The organism is Pseudomonas sp. ASL4, assembly GCF_056680395.1.
Genome location: NZ_CM155280.1, coordinates 1,563,337 through 1,577,538 on the forward strand (window position 1 = coordinate 1,563,337; position 14,202 = coordinate 1,577,538).

Sequence of the window (14,202 nt, forward strand, 5' to 3'; positions counted from 1 at the left end):
GGCTGATTGAGTCGCGATGATAACAATTTGCAGCTTAATCACGGCTGAACGTCGGCAAATTGCCCTCCATTTCGACCATCCGCCCGTCACCGCTGTTAGTCCAGAGACGCGACAGCTATAATCTGCCGCTTTACTCTTTTCCAAAATCCAGCAAAGACCACTCCCGACCATGACTGAGTCCGTCCTCGACTACATGACCCGCCTGGGTCGCGCTGCCCGTGAAGCGTCGCGCATCATCGGCCGTGCCAGCACTGCGCAGAAAAACCGCGCCTTGCAGGCTGCTGCCAATGCGCTGGATGCTGCACGCGGCGAGCTGACGGCGGCCAATGAGCTGGATTTGGCCGCAGGTCGCGCCAACGGTCTTGAGCCTGCCTTGCTGGAACGCCTGGCGCTGACCCCGGCACGGATCGACGGCATGATCATTGGCCTGCGCCAGGTCGCGGCGCTGCCGGACCCGGTCGGCGCGATCCGCGACATGAGCCTTCGCCCGTCCGGTATCCAGGTCGGCAAGATGCGTGTGCCGCTGGGCGTGATCGGGATCATCTACGAGTCCCGCCCGAACGTGACCATCGATGCCGCCAGCCTGTGCCTGAAGTCCGGCAACGCGACCATCCTGCGTGGCGGTTCCGAAGCGATTCATTCCAACCGTGCCATTGCCGCCTGCATCCAGCGCGGCCTGGCCGAGGCCGATCTGCCAGCCGCCGTGGTGCAAGTGGTCGAAACCACTGACCGTGCAGCCGTTGGCGCACTGATCACCATGCCTGAATACGTTGACGTGATCGTGCCGCGCGGCGGCAAAGGCTTGATCGAACGGGTTAGCCGCGATGCTCGTGTGCCGGTGATCAAGCATCTGGACGGCATCTGCCACGTCTACGTCAGTGCCCACGCCGACCTGCCGAAAGCCCAGCGCATCGCCTTCAATGCCAAGACTTACCGCTATGGCATCTGCGGCGCGATGGAAACCTTGCTGGTTGATCAAAGCGTTGCCAAAGATTTCCTGCCGTCGATGGCTGCACAGTTCCGCGAAAAAGGCGTTGAACTGCGCGGTTGCGAACGCACCCGGTCGATCATCGAGGCCGTTGCCGCGACTGAAGAAGACTGGAACACCGAGTACCTGGCGCCGATTCTGTCGATCCGCGTGGTCGACGGTTTGGATCAGGCCATCGAGCACATCAACAAGTACGGCTCTCACCACACCGATTCGATCGTCAGTGAAAACCTCGCTGACACCCGGCGTTTCGTGGCTGAAGTCGACTCGTCGTCGGTGATGATCAACACGCCGACCTGCTTCGCCGATGGCTTTGAATACGGATTGGGTGCCGAGATTGGCATTTCTACTGATAAGCTGCACGCCCGCGGCCCGGTGGGCCTCGAAGGTCTGACCTGCGAGAAGTACATCGTGGTCGGCGACGGCCAGTTGCGCGGACAGGAGTCGGTCTGACTTGGGCGATCTCGACCCGTCAGCCCCGGTCACTGCCGGCGAGGCTGAGCCTCGACGCATTGGCGTGCTGGGCGGAACCTTCGACCCGGTGCACATCGGCCATTTGCGCGGTGCACTGGAAGTCGCCGAATCGTTGGGCCTCGATGAACTGCGTCTGACACCCAGTGCCAGACCGCCGCATCGGGACACGCCACAGGTGTCGGCGCAGGACCGTCTGGCGATGGTCGAGTGCGCGGTGGCCGGTGTGGCACCGTTGGTGGTGGACGCCCGTGAATTGCAGCGGGACAAACCGTCCTACACTATCGATACCCTGGAATTGATGCGCGCCGAAATGGCCGCTGAGACCCAGGTTTTTCTACTTTTGGGCTGGGACGCATTTTGCGGCCTGCCCACTTGGCACCGCTGGGAAGAGTTGCTCCAGCATTGCCACATCCTGGTGCTGCAACGCCCGGATGCCGACAGCGAACCGCCGGATGCCTTGCGCAATCTGTTGGCGGCACGCTCGGTGAGCGACCCGCTGGCCCTAAAAGGGCCGAGCGGACAGATTGCATTCGTCTGGCAGACACCGCTCGCGGTATCCGCCACCCAGATCCGTCAACTGCTGGCCAGCGGTAAGTCGGTACGTTTCCTGGTGCCCGACGCGGTCCTGGCCTACATCGATGCGCACGGTCTCTACCGTGCGTCGAACTGAAAAAAAGGGCATGTTTCAAGGCACGAAATGACGTGTATTGAAACGCCCGAACATACGAGCAAAACGAGTTTTATATGACGAACAAAGACGTAACTAAAGTAAAGCGCAAAGGCACGTTCAAGAGCGCCCCGCTGCCTGAGCCGGTTCTCACCACCGAGCCCCTGAAGGGTGATGAGCTGGTCAAGGTTGCCGTAGCAGCCCTGGAAGACGTTAAAGGCCAGGACATCCAGGTCATCGACGTTCGTGAAAAGCAGAGCATCACTGACTACATGATCATCGCCACCGGTACCTCCAACCGCCAGATCGGCGCGATGCTGGACAAGGTCCGCGAAGCGGTCAAAGCCCTGGGCGTCAAGCCACTGGGTGAAGAAGGCAAGGGCGACAGCGACTGGGTTCTGCTGGATATGGACGACGTCATCGTGCACATGATGACCGCTTCGGCTCGCCAGTTTTACGACCTGGAGCGTCTGTGGTCCGGCGCCGAACAGAGCCGTGCTCTGAACGCGGCTCACCACAGCCCGGAAAACACCCACGAGCATTTCATCAAGCTCAACAAAGACCAGCAGTAAGGGACCGCTGTGCGACTGCGACTGATCGCCGTCGGTTCACGCATGCCCAAGTGGGTGGAAGAAGGCTGGCATGAATATGCCAAGCGTCTTCCGTCCGAGCTGGCGCTGGAACTGGTGGAAATACCGCTCAACACCCGTGGCAAGAACGCCGACGTGGCGCGCTTCATCCGTCAGGAAGGCGAAGCCATGCTGGCCAAGGTCGGGCCGAACGAGCGGATTGTCACCCTCGAAGTCCACGGCAAGCCCTGGAGTACCGAGCAACTGGCGGTCGAACTCGATCGCTGGCGGCTGGACTCTCGCACGGTGAACTTCATGGTCGGTGGCCCCGAAGGGCTGGCGCCGGAAGTCTGTGCCCGGGCGGATCAGCGCTGGTCGTTGTCGCCGTTGACGTTGCCGCACCCGCTGGTGCGGATTCTGATCGGCGAACAGTTGTATCGTGCCTGGACAGTGCTGTCCGGCCACCCTTACCACAAGTAGCTCTGCCCTCATGCCCCAGCCGATCCGCATCAAGGACCACGAAAAAGACGCCCGTCTGGTGCGTGGCCGCGTCGTGTTCGGGGCAATTGCGGTGGTGGCGCTGATCTGTGTGTTGATCGCGCGGCTGTATTTCCTGCAGGTCATCCAATATGAGTACCACTCGACCCTGTCGGAAAACAACCGCGTCCACGTGCAGCCGATTCCGCCGACTCGCGGGTTGATCTACGACCGTAATGGCGTGGTGGTGGCCGATAACCGGCCCAGCTTCAGCCTGAGCATGACCCGCGAGCGCTCCGGCGACTGGCAGCAAGTGCTCGACGTGATCGTCCAGGTGCTGGAACTGACCCCCGAGGATCGGGTGATCTTCGAGAAGCGCATGAAGCAGGGGCGCCGGCCGTTCGAGCCGGTGCCAATTCTGTTTGAGCTGACCGAAGAGCAGATCGCCCGGATCGCGGTGAACCAGTTCCGGCTGCCGGGTGTGGAAGTGGTCGCGCAGTTGGTGCGGCATTACCCGCAGGGCGCGCACTTTGCGCACTCCGTGGGCTACATGGGGCGGATCAACGAGAAAGAGCTCAAAACTCTGGACCCGGTGGGTTACAGCGGTACTCATCAAATTGGCAAAACCGGCATCGAGCGCTTTTACGAGCCCGAGCTGCATGGCCAGGTGGGTTACGAAGAAGTCGAGACCAACGCTCGGGGCCGCGTATTGCGCGTACTCAAGCGTACCGATCCGATTCCCGGCAAGGACATCGTCCTGAGCCTGGACATCAAATTGCAGGAAGCCGCTGAAACGGCGCTCGGTGGTCGCCGTGGTGCCGTGGTGGCGTTGGACCCCAATACCGGCGAAGTCCTGGCCATGGTCAGTCAGCCGAGTTTCGACCCGAACCTGTTCGTGACCGGCATCAGTTTCAAGGCTTACGCCGAGTTGCGCGATTCCCTCGACCGGCCGCTGTTCAACCGCGTGCTGCGCGGCCTGTACCCACCGGGCTCGACGATCAAGCCCGCAGTGGCGATTGCCGGTCTGGATTCGGGGGTGGTCACGGCCTCGACCCGGGTCTTCGACCCCGGCTACTACATGCTGCCCAACTACGATCACAAATACCGCAACTGGAACCGTACCGGCGACGGCTACGTGGATCTGGACACGGCGATCATGCGTTCCAACGACACCTACTTCTATGACCTGGCCCACAAGCTCGGCATCGACCGGTTGTCCTCCTACCTGGGCAAGTTCGGCATTGGCCAAAAGGTCTCGCTGGACATGTTCGAAGAGTCCCCGGGGCTGATGCCGTCCCGCGAGTGGAAGCGGGCGACCCGACGCCAGGCCTGGTTCCCGGGCGAAACCCTGATTCTGGGGATCGGCCAGGGCTACATGCAATCCACGCCGCTGCAACTGGCCCAGGCCACGGCGCTGGTCGCCAACAAAGGTATCTGGAACCGTCCGCACCTGGCCAAGACTGTCGAGGGCGAGCGGCCGAAGGATGAGAACCCGATGCCGGACATCGTCCTGCGCGACCCGTCCGACTGGACCAAGGTCAACCACGGCATGCAGCAAGTGATGCACGGTGCTCGCGGTACCGCGCGTAAAGCGGCCATTGGTTCGCAATACCGGATCGCCGGCAAAAGCGGTACGGCCCAGGTGGTCGCAATCAAGCAGGGCGAGAAGTACGACCGCTCCAAGGTTCAGGAGCGTCACCGCGACCACGCCTTGTTCGTCGGTTTTGCGCCAGCAGATAACCCGAAAATCGTGGTGTCGGTGATGGTCGAGAACGGCGAGTCCGGTTCTGGCGTCGCGGCGCCCGTGGTGCGACAAGTGATGGATGCCTGGCTCCTGGACCAGGATGGCCGACTCAAACCGGAATACGCCGGCCCTATCAGCGCGGAGGCTACGGCCCGTGAAGAGTAATTTCGATCGCATCCTCTCCAGCGAGGACGTGATGCGTCGCCGTGCGACGCTGCTGCAACGCATGCACATTGACGGCCCGTTGCTGATCCTGCTGCTGACCCTCGCCGCCGGCAGCCTGTTCGTGCTGTATTCGGCCAGTGGCAAGAGCTGGGACCTGCTGGCCAAGCAAGCCACTTCGTTCGGCATTGGTTTGGTGTCGATGGTCGTGATTGCCCAGTTCGAACCGCGGTTCATGGCCCGTTGGGTGCCGATCGGTTATGTACTGGGCGTGCTGTTGCTGGTGGTGGTGGACGTCATGGGCCACAACGCCATGGGCGCCACGCGCTGGATCAACATTCCCGGGGTGATTCGCTTCCAGCCGTCGGAATTCATGAAGATCCTGATGCCGGCAACTATCGCCTGGTATCTCTCCAAGCGTACTTTGCCGCCACAACTCAAGCATGTGGGCGTCAGTCTGTTTCTGATCGGGTTGCCGTTCATCCTGATCGTGCGTCAGCCAGACCTCGGCACTTCGCTGCTGATCCTTGCTGGCGGCGCATTCGTCCTGTTCATGGGTGGTCTGCGCTGGCGCTGGATTCTCAGCGTGATCGCCGCGGCGGTGCCGGTGGCGGTGGCGATGTGGTTCTTCATCATGCACGACTACCAGAAGCAGCGAATCCTGACCTTCCTCGACCCGGAAAGCGATCCGCTGGGCACTGGCTGGAACATCATTCAGTCCAAGGCCGCCATTGGTTCCGGCGGCGTATTCGGCAAGGGCTGGCTGCTGGGTACTCAGTCGCACCTGGACTTCCTGCCGGAAAGCCACACGGACTTCATTATTGCGGTACTGGGTGAGGAATTCGGCCTGGTGGGCATTTGTGCGCTGTTGCTGATTTACCTGTTGTTGATCGGTCGCGGCCTGGTGATTACCGCCCAGGCCCAGACTTTATTCGGCAAATTGCTGGCCGGTAGCCTGACCATGACGTTTTTTGTTTACGTTTTCGTCAACATCGGTATGGTCAGTGGCCTGTTGCCGGTTGTGGGGGTGCCGTTGCCGTTCATTAGCTACGGAGGAACTTCGCTGGTGACGTTGCTGTCAGCGTTTGGGGTTTTGATGTCGATCCATACCCATCGTAAGTGGATCGCACAGGTTTGAATAAGGTGAAGATTTCAATGCAAGCAATGCGTGGCTGGGCGACTCGATACGCGCCGTGGGTCGGCCTGGTAGGCATCCTTGGTACCGCGGAACAAACGCGGGCCGGCGATTACGAAGGCTCACCCCAGGTGGCCGAATTCGTCGGTGAAATGACCCGCGACTACGGCTTTGCCGGTGAACAGCTGATGGCTGTGTTCCGTGAAGCCGAACGCAAGCAGGCAATCCTGGACGCCATCTCCAAACCCGCCGAACGGGTTAAACAGTGGAAAGAATATCGCCCGATGTTCATCACCGACGCGCGCATCGCCCGTGGTGTGGACTTCTGGCGTCAGCACGAGGCGGTACTGGCCCGTGCCGAACAGGAATACGGTGTGCCAGCCCAGGTGATTGTCTCGATCATCGGCGTTGAAACCTTTTTCGGCCGCAATACCGGCAATTACCGGGTGATCGACGCGTTGTCGACCCTGGGTTTCGACTATCCTCCCCGTGCCGAGTTTTTCCGCAAGGAATTGCGTGAATTCCTGCTACTGGCCCGGGAAGAGCAGGTTGATCCGTTGACCCTCAAAGGCTCCTACGCCGGTGCCATGGGCTTGCCGCAGTTCATGCCAAGCAGTTTTCGCGCTTATGCGGTGGACTTTGACGGTGACGGCCACATTAATATCTGGACCAACCCGGACGATGCCATTGGCAGCGTCGCCAGTTACTTCAAGCGCCACGGCTGGGTGGCCGGTGAGCCTGTGGTCAGCCGCGCCGACGTGCGTGGCGATCAGGTCGACGACGGTTTGACCACCGGCATCGAGCCGACAAAAACCGTCGGGGAGTTGCGGGCGCTGGGGTGGTCGAGTCATGATGCGCTGCGCGACGATATGCCGGTCACCGCTTTCCGCCTGGAAGGTGACAATGGCCCTGAATACTGGATGGGCCTGAAGAATTTTTACGCGATCACGCGTTATAACCGCAGCGTGATGTACGCCATGGCCGTACATCAACTGTCTGAACAGCTGGTCCAAGCACGGGGCGTCAAGTAATGCGGGCATTGCCTATTAAAAAACCCCTGAAGCTGATGGCATTCGCCGCGTTGGCGGTGCTGCTCGCCAGTTGTTCGACGAGCCGCGCGCCGACTCAGAAGTCCTCTGGAACCGCCGTGCGCGCCATGCCGGGGCTGGATGTCAACCGCGCCCACAAAGATGGCGCGCCATGGTGGGATGTCGATGTTTCGCGCATCCCGGATGCCACGCCAACCCTGCACACAGGCGCCTACAAGGCCAACCCGTACACGGTGCTGGGCAAGACTTACTTCCCGTTGAGCGATTCCAAGCGCTACGTCGCTTCCGGCACAGCTTCCTGGTACGGCACCAAGTTCCACGGTCAGAACACCGCCAACGGCGAAGTGTATGACCTGTACGGCATGAGTGCCGCCCACAAGACCTTACCGCTGCCAAGTTACGTTCGGGTGACCAACCTGGACAACAACAAGAGCGTGATTCTGCGGGTCAATGACCGTGGGCCGTTCTATTCGGACCGCATCATCGACCTGTCCTACGCTGCCGCCAAGAAGCTCGGTTATGCCGAAATCGGTACCGCGCGGGTCAAGGTTGAAGGGATTGATCCGCAAGAGTGGTGGGCTGCCAAGGGCCGTCCGGCGCCTTTGATGCTCAATGAGCCTCAAGTAGCGCAAAATGCCGCGCCGACGATTACCGCCTCTGCGGGGACTGTCGAGCAGTGGACGCCACCGCCGCAGCAACACGCGTCGGACACTGTGCCTGTGCAAATCGCTGCAAAAAAAAACGCTTCTGTACCAGCCTCTGGCCAGTATCTGCAGGTGGGCGCGTTCGCCAACCCGGACGCTGCAGAACTCCTGAGATCGAAGCTCAGCGGGATGGTGAGCGCTCCGGTGTTCATCAGCTCGATCGTGCGCAACCAACAGACACTGCATCGGGTGCGCATGGGGCCGATCGGTTCTCAGGGTGAGATCCAGCAAGTGCAGAACAGCGTGCGAATGGCCAATCTCGGTTCACCGAGCCTGGTCACCGCCGAGTAACACGCAGTACTAGATTGAGGGTTCGCTTGCGGTTTGGGGGGTGAACCTGGTTGTTGGCTCGTTGAAGAACAAAAGCCCGGCAAGGGTTACAGAGTGAGCAACTGAACACGCGACAGCTCGTTAGAAAGCTGTCTGATTAGTTTTGCCCCTTAGGGTAAGTTTCCATTAGCGATTTCGAGAGACGGATGAACATCACCACCTTTGCCAAACGCCTGTGCCTTCTAGTCCCGCTGCTCATCTCGCCAGCCGCCTTCGCGGTCGAGATGATGCCGTCGCCACCACAACTGGCCGCTAAAGCCTATGTGCTCATGGATGCCAGCAGCGGCAACGTGCTGGTTGAGAACAACGGTGACCAGCGTCTGCCGCCAGCCAGCTTGACCAAGCTGATGACCGCGTACATTGCGACCCTGGAAATCCGTCGCGGCCAGATCGGCGAAAACGATCCGGTGACCGTCAGCGAAAACGCCTGGCGTACCGGCGGTTCGCGGATGTTCATCAAGGTCGGCTCGCAGGTCACTGTCAGCGACCTGCTGCACGGCATCATCATTCAGTCGGGTAACGACGCCAGTGTTGCGCTCTCCGAGCACATCGCCGGTAGCGAAGACGCGTTCGCCGACCTGATGAACAAAACGGTCGCTGATCTGGGCATGTCCAACACCCACTTCATGAACCCGACCGGCCTGCCGAACCCTGAGCACTACTCGACAGCTCATGACATGGCAATCCTGGCTCGCGCGATCATCCACGAAGACCCGGCTCACTATGCGATCTACTCGCAGAAAGAGTTCTTCTGGAACGGCATCAAGCAGCCTAACCGCAACTTGCTGCTGTGGCGCGACAAGACCGTTGATGGTCTGAAAACCGGTCACACCGAGGAAGCCGGCTACTGCATGGTGTCTTCGGCTGTACGTGATGGCATGCGCCTGATCGCCGTGGTGTTCGGCACCAACAGCGAAGTGGCTCGTGCTTCCGAAACGCAAAAGCTGCTGACTTACGGTTTCCGCTTCTTCGAAACCCAGACCTTCTATCAGAAAGGCGCCGAGCTGGCTCAGGCCCCGGTCTGGAAAGGCACCACCAATCAAGTCAAGGCCGGCCTGGCTGAAGACCTGACCATGACCCTGCCAAAAGGCCAGCTGAAAAAGCTCGCCGCCAGCATGACCATGAACCCGCAACTGGTTGCGCCAATCGCCAAGGGCGACGTGATCGGTAAAGTCGAAGTGAAACTGGACGACAAGGTAGTGCACAGCGCTGACCTGATCGCTCTGGACGCGGTCGACGAAGGTGGTATCTTCCGCCGCATGTGGGATAGCATCCGTCTATTCTTCTACGGCTTGTTCAACTGAATTAGTGTGGACCAGCATGGCCCCGTTCCCATCCGGAGCGGGGCCATGTTCGTTGCCACGGCTTACGCTTACGAGGCCGTTACGCCATGACAGACACAGAAGTAAAGGCGCCAAAGATCGAATTTCCCGCCAATGACTACCCGATCAAAGTGATCGGCGACACCATTGTCGACATCAAGCAAAAGATCATCGACATCGTCAAGAAACACGCGACGGTCAACGATGAGCGTGTGGACGAACGCCAAAGCAGCAACGGCAAGTACACCACCATCCAGTTGCACATCATCGCCACCGGTCAAGACCAGCTGTACGACATCAACAGCGAGCTTCGGGCTACCGGTTTCGTACACATGGTGTTGTGATGTCTGGCACGCTGGGCTTTCGTGAGCTCGGCCAGATGGCTTACGAGCCGGTCTGGCATGCCATGCAACGCTTTACCAACGAACGCGGCACTGATGCTGCGGACGAGATCTGGCTGGTGGAACACCCGCCGGTGTTCACCCAGGGCCAGGCCGGCAAGGCCGAGCACCTGTTGCTGCCGGGAGATATCCCGGTGGTGCAGGTTGATCGCGGTGGTCAGGTGACTTATCACGGCCCAGGCCAATTGGTGGCTTACCTGTTGCTGGATGTGCGCAAACTGGGTTTCGGCGTGCGTGACCTGGTCACCCGCATGGAGCTTTGCCTGATCGAGTTGCTGGCCAGCTATGGCGTTACTGCTGCAGCCAAGCCAGACGCGCCGGGCGTCTACGTCGACGGGGCGAAAATCGCTTCTCTGGGTCTGCGGATCCGCCACGGTTGTTCCTTTCATGGCCTGGCCCTGAACGTGGACATGAACCTGGAACCGTTTCGACGGATTAATCCCTGCGGCTACGCCGGGCTGGCGATGACCCAGCTGAGCGATCACGCAGGATCGATTGAATTTGCCGAGGTAAGTGCCCGGCTGCGCGCGCAGCTCGTCAAACACCTCGACTATGCTGAGCAGACGACCCTCACGGGCGGAATCGACTGATATGACTACTGATGCAGTGCAAACCATGATCCCGACGCTGGATGTTACCGAGCGCCCGGCCCCGCGTGCCAAGGTTGAAGCCGGCGTCAAGCTGCGCGGCGCCGAGAAGGTTGCACGCATCCCGGTAAAGATCATTCCGACCACCGAACTGCCGAAGAAGCCTGACTGGATTCGCGTGCGCATCCCGGTTTCCCCGGAAGTCGACCGCATCAAGGCCTTGCTGCGCAAACACAAGCTGCACAGCGTCTGCGAAGAAGCGTCCTGCCCGAACCTGGGCGAGTGCTTCTCCGGCGGCACCGCGACCTTCATGATCATGGGCGACATCTGCACCCGTCGCTGTCCGTTCTGCGACGTCGGCCACGGTCGTCCGAAACCATTGGACGTCAACGAACCTGAAAGCCTGGCCATCGCCATTGCCGACCTGAAACTCAAGTACGTCGTAATCACTTCGGTGGACCGCGATGACCTGCGTGACGGCGGTGCCCAGCACTTTGCCGATTGCATCCGCGAGATCCGCAAGCTGTCGCCGAACGTGCAGCTCGAAACCCTGGTCCCGGATTACCGTGGGCGCATGGACGTGGCGCTGGAAATCACCGCCGCCGAGCCACCAGATGTGTTCAACCACAACCTGGAAACCGTGCCGCGCCTGTACAAGGCTGCGCGTCCGGGTTCGGATTACCAGTGGTCGCTGACCCTGCTGCAACGCTTCAAGCAGATGATGCCGCACATTCCGACCAAATCCGGCTTGATGCTGGGCCTGGGCGAGACCGACGAAGAAGTCATCGAAGTCATGAAGCGCATGCGCGAACACGACATCGACATGCTGACCCTCGGCCAGTACCTGCAACCGTCCCGCAGCCACTTGCCGGTGCAGCGCTTTGTGCACCCGGACGTGTTCGCCTGGTTCGCCGAGGAAGGTTACAAGATGGGCTTCAAGAACGTGGCTTCCGGCCCGTTGGTACGTTCCTCGTACCATGCCGACGAGCAGGCGAAGCTGGTTAAAGCCGAGCTGATGTCGTCCTTGTGATTTGCCGATGACACAAAAAACGCCCGCATGGCTTTTCAGGCCTTGCGGGCGTTTTTTTGCCTTGCCTACGTCCAGCAGAGGCTTTTCCTGCAATGCGCGGCGCAACTGACCCTCTTCTGTTTGTTCCCGTTCCTGACTACTGTGTGCAGAAGTTTTAACGCAGGGAGATTCATGGATGACCGTTCGACCGACCCATACCCTTTTTCCTCACGCACCTGTACCGGCCTTGCCGTCGGAAGGGGTGATCGGCGTGATTGCGCCCGCTGGTCCCGCGCCGCTGGACACTGAAAGGGCGCTGCAATGGATGCGCGCCCGAGGCTATTCGCTGCGGGTATTCCCCGGCGTTTACGAGAAAGACGGCTACCTGGCTGGCAGTGACGATGTGCGGCTCAATGACCTGCACGGTGCCTTCGCCGACACCGAGGTCGACGCGATTATTTGCCTGCGCGGCGGTTACGGTACGCCGCGCTTGCTGGATCGCATCGACTTCGACTTGTTGCGTGCCAATGCCAAGCCCTTTATCGGCTACAGCGACATCACCGCGCTGCACGTGGCGATCAGTCGTTACGCAGGTTTCGTGACCTTTCATGGTCCGCTGCTCAACGCCGACCTGCTGGGCGACAAGCAGCAGCCGACCGAGTCGTCGTTCTTCAGCATGCTGCGCGGGCAGGTGAAGGCGGGTAGCGTGTTGTCCCACCCGGTGGCCTACCCGTTGACCACTATCGAGCCTGGCATCGCTCATGGGCGCTTGCTGGGCGGCAATCTGTCGATGATTGCCTCGATCATGGGCACGCCATACGAAATGGATGCAGAGGGTGTGATTCTGTTCGTCGAGGACGTCAACGAGCCGCTGTACCGCATTGACCGGCTGCTGACGCAATTGCGCCTGGCGGGCACGCTGCACAAATTGCGCGGGGTTCTGGTCGGGGATGTGGCGGGGGTTGACGCCGCTGCGCTGGCATTGCTGCTCAAGCAAACCTTCGAGCCGCTGCGGATTCCGGTACTGGCCGGTTGGCGTAGCGGGCATTGTGAGCCGAACCTGACGTTGCCGATGGGGGCGTTGGTGCGGCTGGATGCGGGGAATAAGGTGTTGGTGTTGGAGCAGGATGTGGTGGTCAGGCGTTAGAACGCGGTTGCCAGTTAGTCAGTCTTCGCGGGCAAGCCTCGCTCCTACAGGAGTTACATAACCCTGTAGGAGCGAGGCTTGCCCGCGAAGCTTTTAGCGGCTGCGCAAACCTTCCAGCAACTTGTGCGTCGGATACCCATCCGCCGGCCAGCCAAACGACTGTTGGGCGCTACGGATCGCCTTGCGGGTGTTGGCGCCAATGATGCCATCGGCGTTGCCGGCCTCGTAGTTCTGGGCGCTCAGCAGGTTTTGCAGTTCGATCCGCTCGCTTCGACTCAGCGGCAAATCATCTTTCGGCCAGGTGCCGCTGATCAGGCCGGCGCCGTGGAAACGCTCCGACAACAGGCTCACCGCCAAGGCGTACGACGACGAGTTGTTGTACTTCAGGATCGCCCGGAAGTTGTCGAGGATCAGGAACGCCGGGCCGCGATAGCCCGCCGGCAACAACAGGGCGGCAGACAGGTGTTCAGCGCCGGCCGGGACCTGTTCGCCATTGGGCAGGGTCACGCCCATTTGCAGCCATTCGGCGACGCTTTTGCGGATGGCGCCGTCGGCCAAGGCATAGTTGAAGCCGCCAGCCAGTTGCACTTCGAAGCCCCACGGCTGGCCTTTCTGCCAGCCGGAGCTTTGCAGGTAGTGCGCGGTCGAGGCCAGGGCATCGGCCGGGCTGCCCCAGATGTCGCGGCGACCGTCGCCATCGAAATCCACGGCGTGGGTGTTGTAAGTAGTCGGAATGAATTGGGTCTGGCCCATGGCGCCGGCCCAGGAACCAAGCATTTTCTCCGGCGTGATATCGCCCTGTTGCAGGATTTGCAGGGCCGCAATCAACTGCGCATGAGCAAAGCCCGGGCGTCGTCCTTCATAGGCCAGGGTCGCCAGGGAGTTGATCACCGACTTGGTGCCCTGGAACTGCCCGAAGTTACTCTCCATGCCCCAGACCGCAACGAGTGCCTGGCGATCAACGCCATAACGCTGTTCGATGCTTTGCAGGATATCGGCGTACTGGCCGACCAAGGCCTGACCTTTGCGAACCCGCAACGGCGACAGCGCACCGTCGAGGTATTCCCACACCGGGCGGGAGAATTCCGGTTGGCTGCGGTCGGCGCGGATGACGCTTTCGTCGAAGCTGACATTGGCGAACACGCGGTCGAACAGATCGGCGCGGATGCCGGCGGCCAGGGCGTCCTTGCGGAAACCGGCCTGCCATTCAGCGAAGGTCTGCGTCGGCTGGATGTCGAGGTCTTCGCCTGTCGGCACGACTGGCGGTATGACCGCAGGAGCCGTTGTGACGGGGAGAGTCTGAAGCGGTTGGGCGTCGGCGGCGGTCGGTTTTTCCGCGCAGGCGACAAGCAGTATGAGGCTGGAGGCAGCAATCAATTGGCGAAGGTGCCAACGACGGGAAAGACGAAGGGGCATGCACAGGTCCAGGGAATACGA

14 protein-coding genes are annotated in these 14,202 nt (G+C 60.7%); 13 read left to right on the top strand and 1 reads right to left on the bottom strand.

The features are described 5' to 3' along the window. Positions 1 to 169: 169 nt before the first annotated feature. The 13 genes from AC1MEW_RS07030 to AC1MEW_RS07090 all read left to right on the top strand — a co-directional run bounded on the left by AC1MEW_RS07030 (position 170) and on the right by AC1MEW_RS07090 (position 12,765). The gene (locus AC1MEW_RS07030; protein ID WP_480425798.1) at positions 170 to 1,441 is read left to right on the top strand and encodes a glutamate-5-semialdehyde dehydrogenase; all 1,272 of its coding nucleotides are present in this window, start codon (positions 170 to 172) and stop codon (positions 1,439 to 1,441) included. 1 nt (position 1,442) lies between these two features. Beyond that, the gene (gene nadD / locus AC1MEW_RS07035) at positions 1,443 to 2,132 is read left to right on the top strand and encodes a nicotinate-nucleotide adenylyltransferase (protein ID WP_201198156.1); all 690 of its coding nucleotides are present in this window, start codon (positions 1,443 to 1,445) and stop codon (positions 2,130 to 2,132) included. Between the two features lie 74 nt (positions 2,133 to 2,206). Then, positions 2,207 to 2,701 (top strand): ribosome silencing factor, encoded by a 495-nt coding sequence (rsfS, locus tag AC1MEW_RS07040; RefSeq protein WP_131063098.1) that lies wholly within the window; start codon positions 2,207 to 2,209, stop codon positions 2,699 to 2,701. 9 nt (positions 2,702 to 2,710) lie between these two features. Then, positions 2,711 to 3,178, top strand: coding sequence for a 23S rRNA (pseudouridine(1915)-N(3))-methyltransferase RlmH (rlmH, locus tag AC1MEW_RS07045; RefSeq protein WP_003185785.1), 468 nt, complete (start codon positions 2,711 to 2,713; stop codon positions 3,176 to 3,178). A 10-nt stretch (positions 3,179 to 3,188) separates the two neighbouring features. Next, complete coding sequence (mrdA, locus tag AC1MEW_RS07050) at positions 3,189 to 5,084, top strand: penicillin-binding protein 2 (protein ID WP_201198155.1); 1,896 nt, start codon at positions 3,189 to 3,191, stop codon at positions 5,082 to 5,084. Positions 5,085 to 5,115: 31 nt separating this feature from the next. Beyond that, positions 5,116 to 6,219 (top strand): rod shape-determining protein RodA, encoded by a 1,104-nt coding sequence (gene rodA, locus AC1MEW_RS07055; protein WP_201205042.1) that lies wholly within the window; start codon positions 5,116 to 5,118, stop codon positions 6,217 to 6,219. Between the two features lie 17 nt (positions 6,220 to 6,236). Next, positions 6,237 to 7,247: a lytic murein transglycosylase B gene (gene mltB, locus AC1MEW_RS07060; RefSeq protein ID WP_201191913.1), complete on the top strand. Its 1,011-nt coding sequence runs from the start codon at positions 6,237 to 6,239 to the stop codon at positions 7,245 to 7,247. Then, entirely contained in the window at positions 7,247 to 8,260 is a 1,014-nt protein-coding gene (locus AC1MEW_RS07065) for a septal ring lytic transglycosylase RlpA family protein (protein ID WP_201198154.1), read from the top strand. Before mltB ends, AC1MEW_RS07065 begins: the two co-directional genes overlap by 1 nt. A 185-nt stretch (positions 8,261 to 8,445) precedes the next feature. Next, positions 8,446 to 9,603, top strand: coding sequence for a D-alanyl-D-alanine carboxypeptidase family protein (locus tag AC1MEW_RS07070; protein WP_201198153.1), 1,158 nt, complete (start codon positions 8,446 to 8,448; stop codon positions 9,601 to 9,603). Between the two features lie 86 nt (positions 9,604 to 9,689). After that, positions 9,690 to 9,965, top strand: coding sequence for a DUF493 domain-containing protein (locus AC1MEW_RS07075; RefSeq protein ID WP_201191917.1), 276 nt, complete (start codon positions 9,690 to 9,692; stop codon positions 9,963 to 9,965). After that, entirely contained in the window at positions 9,965 to 10,612 is a 648-nt protein-coding gene (lipB, locus tag AC1MEW_RS07080) for a lipoyl(octanoyl) transferase LipB (RefSeq protein ID WP_201198151.1), read from the top strand. Before AC1MEW_RS07075 ends, lipB begins: the two co-directional genes overlap by 1 nt. Before the next feature lies 1 nt (position 10,613). Continuing rightward, complete coding sequence (gene lipA / locus AC1MEW_RS07085) at positions 10,614 to 11,639, top strand: lipoyl synthase (RefSeq protein ID WP_131063091.1); 1,026 nt, start codon at positions 10,614 to 10,616, stop codon at positions 11,637 to 11,639. Between the two features lie 175 nt (positions 11,640 to 11,814). After that, positions 11,815 to 12,765 (top strand): S66 peptidase family protein, encoded by a 951-nt coding sequence (locus tag AC1MEW_RS07090; RefSeq protein WP_480425803.1) that lies wholly within the window; start codon positions 11,815 to 11,817, stop codon positions 12,763 to 12,765. A gap of 93 nt (positions 12,766 to 12,858) precedes the next feature. On the opposite strand, the gene AC1MEW_RS07095 is transcribed toward AC1MEW_RS07090, so the two are convergent. Next, complete coding sequence (locus AC1MEW_RS07095; protein WP_480425805.1) at positions 12,859 to 14,181, bottom strand: lytic murein transglycosylase; 1,323 nt, start codon at positions 14,179 to 14,181, stop codon at positions 12,859 to 12,861. Positions 14,182 to 14,202: the final 21 nt, after the last annotated feature.

What these genes read in the sequence shown, in the direction of transcription:
- AC1MEW_RS07070 (WP_201198153.1), top strand. Translation starts at nt 8,446, where the DNA reads ATGAACATCACCACCTTTGCCAAACGCCTGTGCCTTCTAGTCCCGCTG.
- AC1MEW_RS07030 (WP_480425798.1), top strand. Translation starts at nt 170, where the DNA reads ATGACTGAGTCCGTCCTCGACTACATGACCCGCCTGGGTCGCGCTGCC.
- lipB (WP_201198151.1), top strand. Translation starts at nt 9,965, where the DNA reads ATGTCTGGCACGCTGGGCTTTCGTGAGCTCGGCCAGATGGCTTACGAG.
- mrdA (WP_201198155.1), top strand. Translation starts at nt 3,189, where the DNA reads ATGCCCCAGCCGATCCGCATCAAGGACCACGAAAAAGACGCCCGTCTG.
- AC1MEW_RS07095 (WP_480425805.1), bottom strand. Translation starts at nt 14,181, where the DNA reads ATGCCCCTTCGTCTTTCCCGTCGTTGGCACCTTCGCCAATTGATTGCT.
- AC1MEW_RS07090 (WP_480425803.1), top strand. Translation starts at nt 11,815, where the DNA reads ATGACCGTTCGACCGACCCATACCCTTTTTCCTCACGCACCTGTACCG.
- AC1MEW_RS07075 (WP_201191917.1), top strand. Translation starts at nt 9,690, where the DNA reads ATGACAGACACAGAAGTAAAGGCGCCAAAGATCGAATTTCCCGCCAAT.
- rodA (WP_201205042.1), top strand. Translation starts at nt 5,116, where the DNA reads ATGCGTCGCCGTGCGACGCTGCTGCAACGCATGCACATTGACGGCCCG.
- mltB (WP_201191913.1), top strand. Translation starts at nt 6,237, where the DNA reads ATGCAAGCAATGCGTGGCTGGGCGACTCGATACGCGCCGTGGGTCGGC.
- rsfS (WP_131063098.1), top strand. Translation starts at nt 2,207, where the DNA reads ATGACGAACAAAGACGTAACTAAAGTAAAGCGCAAAGGCACGTTCAAG.
- lipA (WP_131063091.1), top strand. Translation starts at nt 10,614, where the DNA reads ATGACTACTGATGCAGTGCAAACCATGATCCCGACGCTGGATGTTACC.
- AC1MEW_RS07065 (WP_201198154.1), top strand. Translation starts at nt 7,247, where the DNA reads ATGCGGGCATTGCCTATTAAAAAACCCCTGAAGCTGATGGCATTCGCC.